Here is a 17,410-nt window from a genome sequence, read left to right on the forward strand (position 1 = left end):
CCGGGCAGCTCAGCCCGCGATCAGCTCATTGGTGCGTTCGTACTCTTCCTTGGCGGACTCGAGCAGCTCTCGCCACGAGTCCACGTCAGGCCGTCGCCGTAGCAGTGCCCGGCGTTCCCGCTCGGTCATACCGCCCCACACCCCGAACTCGATGCGGTTGTCCAGCGCATCGGCGAGGCATTCGGTACGGACCGGGCATCCTCGGCAGATCAGCTTGGCCCTGTTCTGGGCGGCACCCTGGACGAACAGCGCGTCCGGGTCCGCACCACGACAGGCGGCACGGGAGGTCCAATCCGTGATCCACATTTTCGACCCCACTCCCCTTAGGTGGTCAGTCGTCATTTGGGGCCGACGGGCGCGGGCGCCGAGCCTCCGTATTCAGTTGCCGCAGAGGAGAACGTACGCAACGAGACGTTCGGGCCGACAGACCCCAGAGGACCAATTTCTCGCCGCCCCGTTGACCGGGAATGACTAGTCACCCCCGTCAGTCAAGGCGAAATGGTGCCGAGTTACCGATAAGGTCACCCTTTCGACGTACCCTGGATGCTGTGCAAGCTCAGGGTAAAGATCATTCCTCGCCGTTCGTGAACATCGTGCGCCTGATAGCCGCCGGTGCGGCCGCGGGCGTGCTGACGGCAGCCATCGCGCTGCCGGCGGTAGGTGGCGCGGGCGTCACCGCGAACACGGCGATGAAGGAGATCAACCTCAAGCCGGAGAACCTCGAAGAGCCTCCGCTGCCCGAGCGCACCACCCTGCACGACACCAACGGCAAGCAGATCGCCCAGTTCTACTTCGAGAACCGCCAGTCGGTGTCGCTGGACAAGGTCGCGCCGATCATGCAGACGGCGCTGATCTCGATCGAGGACTTCCGCTTCTACCAGCACGGCCCCATCGACGTCGAGGGCACCGCACGCGCGCTGGTCAAGAACATGACGACCGGCGGCGTCACCCAGGGCGGCTCGTCAATCACCCAGCAGTACGTCAAGCAGGTGCTGGTCAACGCGGCGGAGACGCCCGAGGAGCAGCAGGCGGCCATCGCCCCGACCGTGTCGCGCAAGCTCAACGAGCTGCGCTACGCGATGGCGATGGAGAAGAAGTACTCCAAGAACCAGATCCTGGAGAAGTACCTCAACATCGCGTACTTCGGCGCCGGCGCCCACGGCGTCCAGGCCGCGGCCAGGAGGTTCTTCGACAAGCCCGCCTCCGAGCTCAACCTCGTCCAGGCCGCCACCCTGGCCGGCGCCGTGCAGAACCCGGCGCGCACCGACCCGAGCGTCGGCAAGAAGGCCCAGAAGGCGCTCATCGACCGGCGCAACACGGTGCTCGACCGGATGGCCCAGCTCGGCAAGATCACGCCGCAGGAGGCGGCTGAGGCCAAGACCAAGAAGCTCGGCTACAAGGGCGTCGCGGCCCCGGGCGGCTGCGAGGAGAGCAAGTACCCGTACTTCTGCCTCTACGTCCAGAACGAGATCCTGAACAACGAGAGCTTCGGCAAGACCCCGCAGGAGCGCCTGAAGCTGCTCCAGCGCGGCGGCCTCAAGATCAAGACCACGATCGACCCGAAGATGCAGGCGGCCGCCGAGAAGGCGATCAAGCAGTACGTCAGCACCAAGGACAAGCCCGCCGCCTCGCAGGCGATGATCGTGCCGGGCACGGGCGAGATCAAGGCCATGGCCGCCTCGCGCAAGTTCGGCGGGAACAAGAAGAAGAACGAGGTCAGCTACAACATCGTCGCCGACGCCAAGCACGGCGGCGGCGTCGGCTTCCAGCAGGGCTCGACCGCCAAGGCGTACACGCTGGCCACGGCCCTGGAGGAGGGCTACAAGTACGGCGACGGCTTCCCGTCGCCGGCGGGCTACAGCGCTCCCAGCTTCGGCTCGTTCCGCGACTGCAAGGGCAACCGGGTCGGCGACCCCAGCCACGAGGTGCACAACTCCAGCGAGGGCGGCGGCGGCTTCAAGACCCTGCAGACCGGCACCTGGGGCTCGGTCAACACGTTCTTCATGAAGCTGGAGGAGCGGGTCGGCCTGTGCAAGGTGGTCGAGCTGGCCAAGCGGCTCGGCCTCAAGCGCGCCGACGGCGGCAAGCTGGGCGAGTACGAGACCTTCACCCTCGGCATCAACGAGGTCGACCCGGTCACGGTGGCCAACAGCTACGCCGTCTTCGCCTCCCGCGGCCAGTACTGCAAGCCGCTCGCCATCACCGAGATCACCGACCGGTACGGCAAGGCCAAGCAGTTCAAGCCGAAGTGCTCCAAGGTCATGGACCCGGAGGTCGCCGACGCCGTCAGCGGCATCCTGTCCGGCGTGTTCACCAAGGGCACGATGCAGGAGGTCGGCGGCATCGGCCGTGACGCCGCCGGCAAGACCGGCACCACCGACGACTACACCGCCGCCTGGTTCGCCGGCTACACGCCGAACCTGGCCAGCGCGGTCAGCCTCGGCGACCTGCGCGGCGCGTTCAAGCACAAGCTGATCGGCGTCACCATCGGCGGGCGGTACTACTCCTACGTGTACGGCGCGACGATCTCCGGCCGCATCTGGAAGACGGCCATGCTGGGGGCGCTCAAGGGCGTGGAGGCCGCCGGCTTCAACCCGGTCAACCAGGAGCGCTTCGGCGGCTGCGGTGAGAACTGCGCGCCCAAGCCGAAGAAGAAGCGGGACGACGGGCCGCCGGACGTCCTCGACCAGCTGCGCGACCAGTTCGACAACCCCGACGACCATGGCGACCAGGGCAACGGCCGGCGGCGCGGCCGCGGCGGCGAGACCGCCCCGGCCGACACGAGGACGGGCCCGATCACCATCACCGAGGACCAGCTGAGGCGCGGACGCTGACCTCGGCGCCACACTGATCTCACCTGAGGCCTCCGCTCCCGCGCGGAGGCCTCTCCCGTCACCCGGCCCGCCCGCCGCTGAGCCGGCGCTGCTGAGCCGGCGATACTGAGCCGGCGCTGCTGGGCCGGCTTTACTGGGCCAGGCGGGCGCGGACCGCGGCGGCCACGCGGCCGCCCTCGGCCCGCCCGGCGACCTTCGGGTTGACCGCCTTCATGACCTGCCCCATCGCCTGCGGACCGGCCGCGCCCGTCTCCGCGACGGCCTCCGCGACGAGCGCCTGGAGCTCCTCGTCGGTGAGCTGCGCGGGCAGGTACTCCTCCAGCACCGCCATCTCGGCCAGCTCGGCGTCGGCCTGCTCGTCCCGCCCCGCGCCGCGGAACGCCTCCGCCGCCTCGCGCCGCTTCTTGGCCTCCTTGGTCAGCACCTTGACGACCTCGTCGTCGGAGAGCTCCCTGGCCTCCTTGCCGGCGACCTCCTCGACGTTCACCGCGGCCAGGGCCATCCGAACCGTCCGGAGACGTACCTCGTCCCGGCTCTTCAACGAGGCCGTCAGATCGGCCTTCAGCTTGTCCTTCAATGCGCTCATGACGTCCATCTTGCCGTCTGGCCGGACAGCACGTGCCCGTTGTCGGGCATCATGAGTACGTGAGGAAAGCCGTCGCTGTCCCCCTGTCCATGCTCGGTCTCGGCCTGGCCGGGCTGGGTTACGCCTCCGTCGTCGAGCGCAACTGGTTCCGGCTGCGCCGCTTCGACGTGCCGGTCCTGGAGCGCGGCCGGCGACCGGTGCGCATTCTCCACCTGTCGGACCTCCACCTGACGCCGCGCCGCGACATGCTCATCAACTGGGTGCGCTCCCTCGGGTCGCTGGAGCCGGACCTCGTCGTCAACACCGGCGACTCGATCGCCCACCCCGACGCGGTCCCCTCGCTGCTGCACGCCCTGGAGCCGCTGCTGTCGCGCCCGGGCCTGTTCGTCTACGGCTCCAACGACCTGTACGCGCCGAAGCCGAAGAACCCGGTCCGCTACCTGTGGCGCACCTCCAAGAACGACCGCAGGCAGCACATCCCGTCGCTGCCGTGGGAGGAGTTGGGCGCCGGCATGGCCGCCGAGGGCTGGCTCGACATGAACAACACCACGGCCCGGATCAAGGTCGGCGACCTCGACGTGGCGGTGGCGGGCATCCACGACTCCCACATCGACCTCGACCGCTACGACCGGGTGGCGGGCCCGGCCCCCGCCGACGCCGACCTGCGGCTCGGCGTCATGCACTCGCCGGAGCCGCGCAACATGACCCGCTTCGCCGCCGACGGCTACCAGCTCCTGCTGGCCGGCCACACGCACGGCGGCCAGCTCTGCGTCCCCTTCTACGGCGCGCTGGTCACCAACTGCGGCATCGACCGGGCCCGCGTCAAGGGCCTGAGCCGGCACGACTCGGCCTGGCTGCACGTCTCGGCCGGTCTGGGCACCTCGCCGTACGCCCCGGCCCGCTTCGCCTGCTTCCCGGAGGCGTCCCTGCTCACCCTCGTCCCGCGCCGCTGACCCACCGCCCACGGGGGCTCCGGCGGCGACGGCGTCACAAGCACCCGCGAAGTCCGCTAGACTTTCCCAAGCACGCGCAAGACGGTGTGCACCGGGGTGTAGCGCAGCTTGGCAGCGCGCTTCGTTCGGGACGAAGAGGTCGTGGGTTCAAATCCCGCCACCCCGACAGAGTTTGGCCAGGTAGAGGGTCTGATCCGCTAAGCGGGTCGGGCCCTTTTCCGTTTCCGGAAGTCGATGGGAGCCAATCGGGGAGCCAACTCACTCGGACTCCACCCGTCGGCTTGTCGCCGAAGATTGCGTTCATGGTGTGGGCGCCCTTGGTGATCACCGGCTTGAGCTGGTGCCGGTAGACCGCCTCTGTGACGCTCGTGCCGGCGTGCCCGACGAGATCGGCGAGCGCATGCTCGCCGCTGTCCCACTCACCGATGACGAACGCGCCGCGGTCGATGATGGCCACGCTGTCCTGGACCGGCTGCTCGGCTGGCTTGCCGACGTTTCCACCCCCCGGGCCCACTCCCCAGCAGATCAACGCCCCGGCTCAGGCGACCCTGCTGCCGGTCATCGAGATCAAATCGGGGGCCAACCTAATCAGGCTGGGTGCCAAGCTGAGGCGTCCGTCCAGGATGACCGGGACGAGACGGCCTGGTGGCCACCGTGCCGGTCGTGTACGAACCACGTGGCCGCACCCGGCACACGATCAGGACACGTCGCGGTTCAGCGGCCGGCGGCGGACTGCCCTCCGGGGACGCGCGCATGTCGGCAGGTGGCCGGAGTGCGGCCTGGAGCCGCGTCCTGGGTCGTCGGCATGGTCGCGTACGTTGACGGCTCCGAGCCGGTGTCCGCTCGGAGCCATCGAGGTACCTCTACTTGAATCGGCGTAGCCGCAGGCTGTTGCTCACCACGAACACGCTGGAGAACGCCATCGCCGCCCCCGCGATCATCGGGTTGAGCAGGCCGAGGGCGGCCAGCGGCAGGGCGGCCACGTTGTAGGCGAAGGCCCAGAACAGGTTGCTCTTGATCGTGCCGAGTGTCTTGCGGGAGAGCCTGATGGCGTCGGCGGCCACCCGCAGGTCCCCACGGACCAGGGTCAGGTCGCTCGCCTCGATCGCCGCGTCGGTGCCGGTGCCCATCGCGAGACCCAGGTCGGCCTGGGCGAGCGCGGCGGCGTCGTTGACGCCGTCGCCCACCATGGCCACGACCCTGCCCTCGCTCTGGAGCTCCTTGACGACGTCGACCTTGTCGGCGGGCAGCACTTCGGCGATGACCTCGTCGATGCCCACCTCGGCGGCCACGGTCTTGGCCACGGCCTCGTTGTCGCCGGTGAGCAGCACCGGGGTGAGCCCGAGGGACCGCAGCTGCGCGATGGCCTCCTTGCTGGTCGGCTTCACCGCGTCGGCCACCACCAGCACCGCCCGCGCCTGACCGTCCCAGCCCACCGCGACCGCGGTACGGCCGGTGGTCTGGGCGTCCTGGAGAGCCCGCTCCAGGTCAGGAGTGAGGTGCTGCGACCACTCCTCCAGGAGCCGGGGTCGGCCGACCAGGACCGCGTGGCCGTCGACGATCCCCTGCACGCCGAGTCCCTCGATGTTGGCGAAGTCCTCGACGGTGGCGTCGGAACCGGCGGCACGGGCGATGGCCTGGGCGATCGGGTGCTCGGAGGCGTGCTCCAGCGCGCCCGCCAGGCGCAGCACCTCCTCCCGGCTCTCGCCCTCGGCCACGTGCACGTCCACCAGGGTCATCTTGCCCTCGGTGACCGTGCCGGTCTTGTCCAGCACGACCGTGTCGATCTTCCGGGTGGACTCCAGCACCTCCGGCCCCTTGATGAGGATGCCGAGCTGCGCGCCCCGACCGGTGCCGACCAGCAACGCCGTCGGCGTGGCCAGGCCGAGCGCGCACGGGCACGCGATGATCAACACCGCCACCGCGGCCGTGAAGGCAGCCCCCACGCCGTCGCCGGTGCCGAGCCAGAAACCCAGCGTCCCGAGCGCCAGCGCGATCACGATCGGCACGAAGATGCCCGAGATCCGGTCGGCCAACCGCTGCACCGCGGCTTTGCCGGTCTGCGCCTCCTCCACCAGCTTGGCCATCTGCGCCAGCTGGGTGTCGGCACCGACCCGGGTCGCCCGGACGATCAATCGGCCGCCCGCGTTCACCGTCGCACCGGTCACCCCGTCGCCCGGCTTGACCTCGACGGGCACGGACTCACCGGTCAGCATGGAGGCGTCGACCGCCGAGGTGCCTTCCTCGATCACCCCGTCGGTGGCGATCTTCTCGCCAGGGCGGACGATGAACCGGTCTCCGACCGAAAGCGCATCGACCGGCACCCGCCGACCGTCTGCCAGCTCCACGTCCTTGGCGCCCAGCTCCAGCAAGGCTCGCAACGCCGCGCCCGCCCGCCGCTTGGAGCGGGCCTCGAAATAGCGGCCGGCCAGGATGAACGCCGTGACGCCCGCAGCCGCCTCCAGGTAGATGTTGCCGGAGCCGTCGGTGCGCTCGATGGTGAACGCGAACGGGTGCGTCATTCCGGGCGTGCCGGCGGTGCCGAAGAACAGCGCCCACAGCGACCAGCCCATCGCGGCGATGGTGCCGATCGAGATCAGCGTGTCCATCGTCGCAGCCCCGTGCCGCAGGTTGGTCCAGGCCGCCTTGTGGAACGGCCAGCCCGCGTACACCACCACAGGTGCCGCCAAGGTCAGCGACAACCACTGCCAATGGGTGAACTGCAACGGCGGGATCATCGCCATGGCGATCACCGGCACGGCCAGCACCACAGACGTGATCAGGCGTTGGCGAAGGGGCCGGAGCTCGTCCTCCGGTTCATGCTCGGCTGCCCCCGCCTCCGACTTGGGCGGTGCCGGCAGGGCGGCGGTGTAGCCGGCCTTCTCCACCTCGGCGATGAGCTGCTGCGGGTCGACGCCTTCGGGGAAGCTGACCTTCGCCTTCTCCGTGGCGTAGTTGACCGTCGCGGTCACGCCGTCCATCTTGTTCAGCTTGCGCTCGATGCGGTTGGCGCACGAGGCGCAGGTCATGCCCCCGATCGAGAGCTCGACCGCGTTCTGCCGGTCATCGGTGACCTGAGACATCAGCGCTCTCCTTTCTCTCGCTCAGTGGCTGTGGTCGCCGTGCTCGGTCGAGGTGGGCGTGGGTGTCGGGATCGCCGGCCGCCCGCCCGCGCCGACGGTGAAGTCGGCGGTGCGGACCTTGCCGTCGTGCTGGAAGTCGAGGAACAGCCGGTAGTCGCCGACGCTGGGCACCTCGGCGTAGAAGACGATCTCGGGTCCGGGTTTGGTCTTGCCGTCGCCGGGTTCGCCGTCCGGGTGGACGTGCAGGTAGGCGAGGTCTCGGGCGCGCAGGGCCACCAGGTGGCCGTAGGCGCCGAGGTACGGCTGGAGGTCGGTGACCGGCTTGCCGTCCTTGCTGACCTTGAGAGTGAGCTTGCTCGCCTGTCCTGGCGCCAGCTCGCCGTCGAGTGTGACCTCGTATCCGTCGACGCCGGCCGTACGGCTGATCTCGGGAAGCGCCTTGGGCTCGTAGTCGCCGGCGACCAGCACGTCAGTGCCCAGGGTCAGAGCGCTGCCGCCGGTTGGGGCGAAATCGGCGAATGCGCGATACGTCCCCGCGTCGGGAAGGGTGAGCTTGACCGACCAGACGCCGTCGGACGCCATCTCCGGGTGCAGGTGCTGGAAGCTGGTCAGGTCACGGGAGACGACGATGAAGTGCAGCTTTTTGTCGTGCTCGACCTGGTAGTCGGTGACCGGCCGGCCGTCCGGAGCGGTCACGGTGAAACGGTAGTCGGTGGGCTCGTCCGGCTTGATCGCCGCGGTGAGCGGGGTGAGGGTGTAGCCGTTCTCGGACACTTGAAGCCCTCCGGGGGTATCCTTCTTCACCTGCTCGGTGGCGTGCTGTCCGTGTCCCTCGCTCGCCGTCGGCGTCGCCGTGGTGGTCATGGCGGCATGGTCGTCTGCCGGGGGCGCCCCCACGGGTCCCACCGCCTTGCCCACGCCCAGAGCGCCGCCGAAGACGACGGCCAGCCCCAGAACGTAGGAACCGAGCTTGGCCGCGGCGTTCACGGGTTCACCACCTCATATCCGGCCTCCTCGACGGCGGCGACGATCTGCGCCGAATCGATGGGGGCGTCGCTGTCGACGGTCAGCAGCCCGGTGGCCAGCTCCACCTCGACGTTGGTCACGCCGGACACTTCGCTGACCTCTTCCTTGACTGAGCTGACGCAGTGACCGCAGGTCATGCCCTTGACGGTGTAGGTGGCGATGCTCATAACGATCTCTCCTTCAATGCGTCCCATGCGGTCACGAACGGACGAGTCTTGCGATGGCGTCCGAGGCTTCCCTGACCTTCGCCTTGGCCTCCGGGCCGCCCTTCAGCGTCGCTTCCGCGACGCAGTGGGCCAGGTGCTCTTCGAGCAACGACAGAGAGAACGACCGCAGCGCGCTGGTGGCCGCCGACACCTGGGTCAGGATGTCGATGCAGTACTGGTCCTCGTCGACCATGCGCTGGAGGCCGCGGATCTGGCCTTCGATGCGGCGCAGTCTGACCGCATTGTCGTGCTGGGTGGTGGCGTGTCCGGGCATGTCGTTCCTCCCTCGAGCTCTTCACTCATGAGGAGACTATACCCCCCTATGGTATTACGGAAGCCTGGGGCATCTTCCGGGCAGCTTGCCCGAAACCGAGGAACCAACGTGGTGATCACACAAGGCCTCGCCCCGGGAGGCCAACCGGCGCGGCCGACGTTTGCGCTGGTCATCCCGGATGCGGCGATCGCTCTAGGAACGCCGTGGGGATACCGCGAGTCTGATCCCGCTTGACATATACCCCTGGGTGGTATTGATTACCGGTCACCTCGATACCCCCGCTGGGTATCGAGGTTCAGTCGGAGACATACCCTACCCTCGTAGGGCTCATCGTGGAGAGTGCTCATGTCCGCACCATCCCCCAGGCGATGGACCGCCCTGGCCCTGATCGCCACCGCACAGTTCATCGTCATCATGGACACGTCGATCATCGGCGTGGCCCTCCCCCGTATCCAGGAGGACCTGGGCTTCACCCAGGAGAGCCTGTCCTGGGTGTTCAACGCCTACGTCGTCGCCTTCGGTGGCCTGCTGCTGCTGGGTGGCCGCCTGTCCGACCTGTTCGGCGCCCGTCGCCTGTTCGGGGCGGGCTGGCTGATCCTGCTGGTCGGCTCGCTCGTCGCCGGCATCGCGCCCGAGGTGTGGGTCGAGCTGACCGGCCGCGCCGTCCAAGGAGTGGGCGCCGCCCTGATCGCTCCCTCCGCGCTCACCTTGCTGATGATGCTGTTCGGTCACGACCCCAAGGAGCTGACCAAGGCCCTGGCGCTGTACGGTGCCGCCGCGCCGGCGGGCGGCACGGCCGGGGTGTTCCTCGGCGGCGTCATCACCGAGTACCTGAGCTGGCCGTGGGTCTTCTACATCAACATCCCCATCGCCCTGGTCGCGCTGCTGGCCACCGGTCCGCTGATGCCCGCCGCCGAGGCCCGGCGCGGCTCCGTCGACGTCGCCGGCGCCCTCACCGTCACCCTGGGCCTCGGTGCCGCCGTCTACGCCATCGTCCGCGCGCCGGAGATCGGCTGGGGCTCCGCGCAGACCTGGCTCGTGCTGGCCGCCGCCGTGGTCCTGCTGGGCGCGTTCGTCGCCATCCAGGCCCGCCGCCGCGAGCCGCTGATGCGGCTGTCCATCTTCCGCACCCCGAACCTCGCCGCCGCCAACGTCACCCAGCTGCTGCTCGGCGGCGCCTGGATCCCGATGTGGTTCTTCCTCAACCTCTACCTGCAGCAGGTTCTCGGCTACAGCGCCTTCCCGAGCGGCGCCGCCCTGCTCCCGATGACCGTTCTCATCATGATCGGCATGATCGTCCTGGCACCCCGGACCATCAACCGGTTCGGCCCCAAGACCACGACCGTCATCGGCCTGGCCCTGCTGGCCGCCGGCATGGGATGGCTGTCGCTGATCAGCCCGGACGGCAGCTTCGCCGCCGACGTCCTGCCCGCCAGCCTGGTGGCCGCCCTTGGCATGTCGCTGGCCTTCATCCCCTCCCTCGGCACCGCCATCTCCTCCGCCCCACCGCAGGAAGGCGGCCTCGCCTCCGGCATCGTCAACACCAGCTACCAGGTCGGCTCCGCGCTCGGCCTGGCCGCGATGACCGCCGTCGCCGCCGCCAACGGCGCCGCACAGCTCGGCAATCTCCCGGCCATGACCAGCGGCTTCTCCGCCGCATTCGTCGGAGCCGCCGGCGTCGCCCTGGTGGGTGCGCTACTGGCCGCGGCGACCCTGCGCTCGCACACGTCCGTGCCCGCCGACGAGGCCGCCACCTCCCGCAAGTGACACTCGACGCGTGAAAGGAAGATCCCCATGTCCACGCCCATCCTCATCGCCTACGACGGCTCACCCGACGCGAGGCATGCCATCGAGGAGACCGCACGGCTCTTCCCGGGCGCCTCCGCGGTGGTGCTCTACGCCCGCCGGCCCTTGGAGAGCCTGGCAGCCCACCTCGAGGGCCATTCCGCCCTGGAAGAGCTGCGTGACATCGACGCCAAGACCTTCGACGCCTCAGAACGGCTCGCCGCCGAAGGAGCCGAGCGCGCCCGCAGCCTCGGGCTCAAGGCCCAACCTCGCGTCGCCTCGGTCCCGGAGGAGGTCGTCGCCGACACCATCGTCGACGTCGCCGAGGAGCTCCACGCCTCGCTGATCGTCCTCGGCTCCCGCGGGCGGCACGGAGTGCGGGCGGTGCTGTCCGGCAGCACTTCCACCCGCGTCATGCACTCCACCGGCCGGCCCACGCTGGTCATCCCGTCCACACCATTCGCGGCTGCCCGCCGCGCCGATCGCTGAGGCGGCGTGCCCCCGGCCCGGTCCTGTCGCGGAACCCGGGGGCACGCCGCTGAACGCCACAGAGCGAGCACGCGTATCTCCCTGCGAGAGGTGCTATCGCGGCTAGTAGACATCAGCTTCTTGAGGCGACTTACCGCGATCGCGCCAGTAGCGCCTTGCACTTCTGTACCATTTCCTCCCAGGTTGCAGACTTACGATGAGGCATCGTAGTGGGCGTGCCGGCGAGGCTTGGTCGAACGGCGTTGGCCGCAGCGCTCACCCTGATCGCATTGACCACGAACGCCCATGCCGAGCCGTCACCCGTCAAGGCCAGGGCCAAGCTGGTGAAGCTGAACGAGAAGGCCGACCAACTCGTCGAGCAGTACAACCAGGCCACGGAGACGTACAAGAAGGTCAAGAAGAAGTACGACACCGTCAACGCCGAGTACGGCAGCAAGGGGGCGCAGGCCGACGCCCTGCGCCGAGACCTTGTCACGGTGGCCGTCAACGACTACCAGTTCGGTTCTTGGATGGGCTGGGAGCGCTTCGTCGCTGAGGGCAGCCCCGAGCAGGTCCTCACCGGCATGGTCACCGTCCAGCAGATCACCCAGGCCAGGGCGGAGAAGGTGCGGGCCTTCAGGGCGGCGACCCCACCAGCCCCGACATCCGGTACACCGGACCGGCCTCCGGCAATGCCCGCTCCGCGCTGGAGTTCGCCTTCGCCCAGATCGGCAAGCCCTACCGGTACGGCGGGCACCGGGCCAGGTTCCTTCGACTGCTCGGGCCTGACCCAGGCCGCCTGGCGCACCGCAGGAGTCGAACTGCCCCGCACGACCTACACACAATGGGCATGGGGCGCCGGCCGGCGCGTCTCGCTGGACGCCCTGCAGCCTGGCGACCTGCTGTTCAGCAAAGGGCTGGGACACATGGGCATGTACGTCGGCAACGGCAAGATGGTGCACGCGCCGCAGACCGGCGACGTCATCAAGGTGTCCGACCTGGACGACTACTGGCGCAACCGCCTGCTCGGCGCGATCCGCCCATGACACCGCCGACGAGCCGGTCCGAATGCAAATGGCTTGCAGCCCGGCCACGGCCTCGGGCGATCGATCGAAGGCTTGAGCAGCACTCGTCGCGCGGAACGATTCCGGATCTGCGCCGGGCATGCGGTTGCCGCCCAACCGGTACCCGGATGTCGGCGGCCGGTCGGAAGGCCATGGCGTACCCGGCCTCGTCTGGGTAGCCCCGCGGTCTCTCTCAGTAGCTGATCTTGAGGGTGCGCGCGGGCTCTGGCTACAGTGGCGGCGGCCGAGGGTCGAGTGCAGCCTAGGCCGGGTCAAAAGCTGGAGGAGAACAGGCATGCGAAAAACTTGGCCGGTGGCGTTGGTAGCCCTCGCCACTGTCGTCATGGGCGGCGCGACGCCGGCGAGTGGCGACGCGGTCGATCGGGCAACCGGTTCGACGACAGCAAAGGCAGCGGTCTGCGGCAGCTCGTCGCTGAACGGCCCGACCACACCGCCCGCCGGCGCGGTCGTGGTCCCCGCGGGCGACAACAGCGGCGTGGACTTACGCCAGGCGAACACCACGTACTACTTCCAGACCGGCACGCACACGCTGGGCACCGGCGAGTACGCCCAGATCCTGCCCGGCGACGGCGCGACGTTCATCGGCGCGCCCGGCGCGGTACTGGACGGGAAGGGGCTGAACAAGTACGCGTTCGGCCAGCAGGCGACCGGCGTCACGATCCGGTACCTGACCATCACCGGGTTCATCCCGCCGCACGATGAGGGTGCGGTCAACCATGACTCCGGCGACGGCTGGGTCGTGGAGCACAACACGATCCGCAACAACTCCGGCGCGGGGCTGATGGCCGGGGCCACGAACAAGATTCGTGGCAACTGCTTGAAGGACAACGGGCAGTACGGCCTGAACGCGTACAAGGCCGGCAACACCATCACCGGCCTGGTGGTGGCGGACAACGAGTTCACCGGCAACAACACCGGGGACTGGGAGCACCAGATCCCTGGGTGCGGATGTACCGGTGGCATGAAGTTCTGGGCGGTGAACGGTGCCGACGTGACCGGCAACTGGGTCCACGGCAACCACGGGCCGGGGGTCTGGGCGGACACCAACAACAACGACTTCCTCATCGAGAACAACCTCATCGAGGACAACGAGTCGCTGGCGATCTTCTACGAGATCAGCTACAACGCCGTGATCCGGAACAACACCATCCGCGGCAACGCCGTGGCCTCCGGCGCCGAGCGGGCGACGAAGGGCGACCCGTTCCCCGAAGCGGCGATCTACCTGTCCGAGGCGGATGGTGAGCCCCGCGTGAAAGCGCGGACCAGCAAGATCGAGATTACCGGCAACCTGCTCGAGAACAACTGGGGCGGGATCACCGCGTGGGCGAACGCCGACCGGTTCTGCAACAGCCCGGCCTCGACGACCGGTGACTGCACGCTGATCGTCGGGCCGACCAACACCTCACAGTGCTCGGCTCCTGCCATCAACAACGAGCCGCTCAAGACCGACTGCCGCTGGTGGACGAAGAACGTCGACGTTCACCACAACACGTTCGCCTTCAACCCCAGCGCCGTCAACGGCGGCTGCCCGACGCAGTACTGCGGGCACATGGCCCTGCTGTCCAACTGGGGCACGTACCCGGACTGGTCCCCGTACAAGGGCTCCGTGATCCAGCAGTCGATCGTGTACGGGTCGCACAACTCCTGGCACGACAACACCTACACGGGACCGTGGCAGTTCAGGGTCAGCGACATGGGCAATCGCATCTCGCCCGGACAGTGGGCCGGCCCCCAGTACGGCCAGGACGCCGGCAGCACGTTCGACGGCGGCGCGCCCGTCCCGCCGGCGATCACCGAGCAGGACTTCGAGTCCGGCTCGACGACCTCGCCCTACTCCGCGTGGTACGGGGCCAGTGTGGCGCACCAGAGCGGCGGCGCGCATGGTGGCACCGGCTCACTGCAGATGACCAGCAGCCAGGCGTCCGGCAGCGCGGTGGCGCTCGACAACTTCCCCGGATACAGCGGTGTGGTCGCCGGTACGAGCTACAAGGTGTCGCTGTGGTACCGGGAGGCCGTGGCGACCATGCCCGCCGTCACGTGGAACGTCCGGTGGCGCGACGAGTCCGGCACGGTGCTGCGTACGGACGCCATCTCCCTGGCCCGGAAGACCGCCTGGACCGAAGCGGCCGGCACGTTCACCGCGCCCGCGGGCACGACCCGCGTCGACTGGACCTTCGTCTGGAACGCGAGCGCCCCCGGGCCGGCGTTCCAGATCGATGATGTGGCGATCCGTCCTGGAGCGCTCAAGCAGTAGGCCTGAGCCGGCTGGACCGACATTGACGGGATCCCGTCCGATCTTGGTGATTGGGCGGGATCTCGTCGTTCCAGGAGGCTTTCGAGCCGCGTCGGGCGTCTCCGGGGCCGGTGATGGTGGTGGCGCCGTAAGGATCAGACCATCGCCTCGATGGTGACGCCGCGGTCAGGTGTCAAGGCAGCCGATCCTCCTGTTGTATAACGCGGGTGCTAGGTGCTCGCTTTGCCATTATGTGGAGCTATTTGGGCGTTTTTGATGGCCTATGCTCAGTAATCATGAGCGTTCTGGTACGCAACAACGTCAGAATTTCCGGCCGGCCGGACGGCAAGCCGCTCGTGTTCGCCCACGGCTTCGGTTGCGACCTGAACATGTGGCGCCTCGTCGCGCCCGCCTTCGAGGACGCGTACAAGGTCGTGGTGTTCGACTACGTCGGCGCGGGGCGGTCCGACCTGTCGGCCTACACCCCCGAGCGCTACTCCAGCCTCCACGGGTACGCGCAGGACGTTCTCGACATCTGCCACGAGCTGGACCTCACGGAGGTGAGCTTCGTGGGCCACTCCGTGAGCGCCCTCATCGGCGTGCTCGCCGCCAACGCCGAGCCGGACCGCTTCGCGAACCTGGTGCTCATCGGCCCCTCGCCCCGCTACGTGGACGAGGGCGGCTACGTCGGCGGCTTCAGCGCCCAGGACATCGAGGAGCTGCTGGAGTCGCTCGACAGCAACTACCTCGGCTGGTCCAGCCAGATGGCGCCGCTCATCATGGGCAACCCGGACCGGCCGGAGCTCGGCGAGGAGCTGACCAACAGCTTCTGCCGGACCGACCCGGAGATCGCCAGGCGGTTCGCCCAGGTGACCTTCCTGTCCGACAACCGCGCCGACCTGGAGAAGTGCCGGACGCGGTCCCTCGTCCTGCAGTGCTCGAACGACGTGATCGCGCCGGAGGTCGTCGGCCGGTACGTCCACGCGGCGATCCCCGGCAGCGAGCTGGTCCTCATGCGCGCCACCGGACACTGCCCGAACCTCAGCGCACCCGAGGAGACGATCGCGGCGATCAAGGGCTTCCTGTGACGCGGCGGGCGGGGTCCCCGTGGGCCTGACGAGCGGCTTCGAGGAGCTGTTCGAGGACGCGCCGTGCGGGTTCCTCGTGACGGACGCCGACGGTGTGATCCGCCGGGCGAACCGGACCTTCCTCACCATGACCGGCCACCGCGCCGAGGACCTGGTGGACCGGGTTCGACTCCAGGAGCTGCTCGTGGTCGGCGACCGGATCTTCTACGAGACGCACTTCGCCCCTCTGCTCGCCCTCCAGTCCTCCGCCCATGAGATCGCCGTCGACTTCCGTGGCGCGGCCGGCGACCGGCTGCCCGTTCTGCTCAACGCCGTCATGAAGGGCGAGCCGGCCGGGCCGCGGGAGATCTGGGTGTGCGTCTTCGCCGCCACGGACCGGCGTGGCTATGAGCGCGAGCTGCTGCTCGCCCGGCAGCGGGCCGAGCAGTCGGAGAAGGAGGCCCGCGAGCTGGCCGGCGTCCTGCAGGCCAGCTTCGTGCCGCCCACCCTGCCGCAGATCGACGGCATCGAGCTGGCGGGCGTCTACGCACCCGCCGGCCTCGGTGAGGAGGTGGGCGGCGACTTCTACGACATGTACGAGACCCGCGACGGCTGGGCGCTGGTCATCGGGGACGTGTCCGGCAAGGGCGTGGCCGCCGCGGTGGTCACCAGCCTGGCCCGCTACACCCTGCGCGCCGCGCCCGCCCGCGAGACCAGCCCGTCGGCGGCCCTGGCCTCGCTGCACCGGGCGGTGGTGAAGGAGCGGACCGACCGCTTCGTCACGGCCGTGTACGCCCAGGTGTCGCCCTCGCCCGGCGGGGGCTGCCTGCTCACGCTGAGCCTGGGCGGGCATCCGCAACCGGTCCACCTCACGGAAAAGGGCCCGTCGCGGATCGGCAACCCCGGCACACTGCTCGGCATGCTGCGGAAGCTGCGGCTGAGCGACGTCACCGTGGAGGTCCTCCCCGGAGAGAGCGTCGTGTTCTTCACCGACGGCGTCATCGAGGCGCGGCGCGACGACGAGCTGTTCGGCGACGAGCGGCTGGAGCGGGTGCTGGTCGAATCACGGGACGAGAGCGCCTCGGGCATGGCCGGGCGGCTCCTGCACGAGGTGTCCGCGTTCCAGTCCGGCGTGCTCAGCGACGACGTCGCCATCGTGGCGCTGAAGGTGCCGGAGGTGCTGGAGGCCCCGCAGGAATCGACGGCCCCGTGAAGGGCGTCGTGCTGATCACCGGCATCATGCCGGCCTGAGCCCCGGCGGGCGGGCGGTGGGCGTGCGGGCTCAGCGGGATCTGCGGCCCGTGCGGGGGTGCTTGCTCGGGCCCTCCGGCGGCAGGACCTCCATCGAGGTCTTGCGGATGTGGTCGTAGACGAGCGAGGTACGCACGTCGGCGATGTTGCGGTGCCGCGACACATGGTCCAGGACGAAGTCCCGCAGGTGCCCGGTGTCGCGTACGGCCACCTGGACGATGAAGTCGTCGCCACCCGACACCACGAACACCGCGAGCGTCTCGGGCAGCGCCGCTATGTACTCGCGGAATCCCTCGACCGCCTCGCGGATCTTCGGGTGCAGCCGGACGTTGATCAGCGCCTGGACCGGGCGGCCGATCGCGGCCAGGTTGACCTCGGCGTGGAAGCCCTCGATCACCCCGTTCGCGCGCAGTGACCGTACGCGCTCCAGGCAGGTCGAGGGGGCGATGCCGATGCGCTCGGCCAGCTCCCTGTTGGTCTGGCGGCCGTCGCGCTGGAGCTCGGCGAGGATGGCCGTATCAAGTTCGTCCACGTACGCGCTCCCTGACGAATTTCCGAA

Annotated in this window: 15 protein-coding genes and 1 tRNA gene; 9 read left to right on the plus strand and 7 right to left on the minus strand. The window is 69.0% G+C overall.

Translation table 11 applies throughout. From position 1 onward, the window contains the following. Positions 1–9: 9 nt before the first annotated feature. Entirely contained in the window at positions 10–306 is a 297-nt protein-coding gene (locus MTP10_RS02805) for a WhiB family transcriptional regulator (protein WP_148036282.1), read from the minus strand. Positions 307–584: 278 nt separating this feature from the next. Here MTP10_RS02805 and MTP10_RS02810 point away from each other — a divergent pair, with 278 nt between their 5' ends. Further along, positions 585–2,834 (plus strand): transglycosylase domain-containing protein, encoded by a 2,250-nt coding sequence (locus tag MTP10_RS02810; RefSeq protein WP_310707342.1) that lies wholly within the window; start codon positions 585–587, stop codon positions 2,832–2,834. A 130-nt stretch (positions 2,835–2,964) separates the two neighbouring features. Here MTP10_RS02810 and MTP10_RS02815 read toward each other — a convergent pair whose 3' ends face one another. Then, the gene (locus MTP10_RS02815) at positions 2,965–3,420 is read right to left on the minus strand and encodes a GatB/YqeY domain-containing protein (RefSeq protein ID WP_310707343.1); all 456 of its coding nucleotides are present in this window, start codon (positions 3,418–3,420) and stop codon (positions 2,965–2,967) included. A gap of 89 nt (positions 3,421–3,509) precedes the next feature. Here MTP10_RS02815 and MTP10_RS02820 point away from each other — a divergent pair, with 89 nt between their 5' ends. Together MTP10_RS02820 and MTP10_RS02825 are read left to right on the plus strand one after the other, a co-directional pair. Next, positions 3,510–4,373: a metallophosphoesterase gene (locus MTP10_RS02820; RefSeq protein WP_310707532.1), complete on the plus strand. Its 864-nt coding sequence runs from the start codon at positions 3,510–3,512 to the stop codon at positions 4,371–4,373. A 92-nt stretch (positions 4,374–4,465) separates the two neighbouring features. Continuing rightward, positions 4,466–4,539 (plus strand) — tRNA-Pro (locus tag MTP10_RS02825). Between the two features lie 697 nt (positions 4,540–5,236). Here the strand turns inward: MTP10_RS02825 and MTP10_RS02830 are convergent. From MTP10_RS02830 to MTP10_RS02845, 4 genes are read right to left on the minus strand one after another with little or no spacing between them, the layout of a single operon-like run. After that, positions 5,237–7,456 carry a heavy metal translocating P-type ATPase gene (locus MTP10_RS02830; protein ID WP_310707344.1) on the minus strand — a complete coding sequence of 740 codons (2,220 nt, stop codon included), beginning with the start codon at positions 7,454–7,456 and terminating at the stop codon, positions 5,237–5,239. Between the two features lie 21 nt (positions 7,457–7,477). After that, a complete protein-coding gene (locus MTP10_RS02835; RefSeq protein ID WP_310707345.1) occupies positions 7,478–8,443 on the minus strand; it encodes a hypothetical protein in 966 nt (321 codons plus the stop codon). Then, positions 8,440–8,649, minus strand: coding sequence for a cation transporter (locus MTP10_RS02840; protein ID WP_310707346.1), 210 nt, complete (start codon positions 8,647–8,649; stop codon positions 8,440–8,442). Before MTP10_RS02840 ends, MTP10_RS02835 begins: the two co-directional genes overlap by 4 nt. A gap of 31 nt (positions 8,650–8,680) precedes the next feature. Next, a complete protein-coding gene (locus MTP10_RS02845) occupies positions 8,681–8,962 on the minus strand; it encodes a metal-sensitive transcriptional regulator (RefSeq protein WP_310707347.1) in 282 nt (93 codons plus the stop codon). Between the two features lie 345 nt (positions 8,963–9,307). Between MTP10_RS02845 and MTP10_RS02850 the strand changes: the two genes are divergently transcribed. The 6 genes from MTP10_RS02850 to MTP10_RS02875 all read left to right on the plus strand — a co-directional run bounded on the left by MTP10_RS02850 (position 9,308) and on the right by MTP10_RS02875 (position 16,813). Next, positions 9,308–10,729 carry an MFS transporter gene (locus MTP10_RS02850; RefSeq protein ID WP_310707348.1) on the plus strand — a complete coding sequence of 474 codons (1,422 nt, stop codon included), beginning with the start codon at positions 9,308–9,310 and terminating at the stop codon, positions 10,727–10,729. 27 nt (positions 10,730–10,756) lie between these two features. Beyond that, the gene (locus MTP10_RS02855; protein WP_310707349.1) at positions 10,757–11,236 is read left to right on the plus strand and encodes a universal stress protein; all 480 of its coding nucleotides are present in this window, start codon (positions 10,757–10,759) and stop codon (positions 11,234–11,236) included. A 269-nt stretch (positions 11,237–11,505) separates the two neighbouring features. Then, on the plus strand, positions 11,506–12,261 hold the full coding sequence (locus MTP10_RS02860; protein WP_310707350.1) for a C40 family peptidase: 756 nt from the start codon (positions 11,506–11,508) through the stop codon (positions 12,259–12,261). A gap of 331 nt (positions 12,262–12,592) precedes the next feature. Further along, positions 12,593–14,554 carry a right-handed parallel beta-helix repeat-containing protein gene (locus tag MTP10_RS02865; protein WP_310707351.1) on the plus strand — a complete coding sequence of 654 codons (1,962 nt, stop codon included), beginning with the start codon at positions 12,593–12,595 and terminating at the stop codon, positions 14,552–14,554. Positions 14,555–14,829: 275 nt separating this feature from the next. Further along, entirely contained in the window at positions 14,830–15,621 is a 792-nt protein-coding gene (locus MTP10_RS02870) for an alpha/beta hydrolase (protein ID WP_310707352.1), read from the plus strand. 19 nt (positions 15,622–15,640) lie between these two features. Further along, on the plus strand, positions 15,641–16,813 hold the full coding sequence (locus tag MTP10_RS02875) for a SpoIIE family protein phosphatase (protein ID WP_310707353.1): 1,173 nt from the start codon (positions 15,641–15,643) through the stop codon (positions 16,811–16,813). Between the two features lie 69 nt (positions 16,814–16,882). Here the strand turns inward: MTP10_RS02875 and MTP10_RS02880 are convergent, their stop codons facing one another. Continuing rightward, positions 16,883–17,383: an Lrp/AsnC family transcriptional regulator gene (locus tag MTP10_RS02880; RefSeq protein WP_310707354.1), complete on the minus strand. Its 501-nt coding sequence runs from the start codon at positions 17,381–17,383 to the stop codon at positions 16,883–16,885. Between the last annotated feature and the right edge of the window lie 27 nt (positions 17,384–17,410).

The organism is Nonomuraea sp. 3-1Str (assembly GCF_031570565.1).
Lineage (GTDB): Bacteria > Actinomycetota > Actinomycetes > Streptosporangiales > Streptosporangiaceae > Nonomuraea.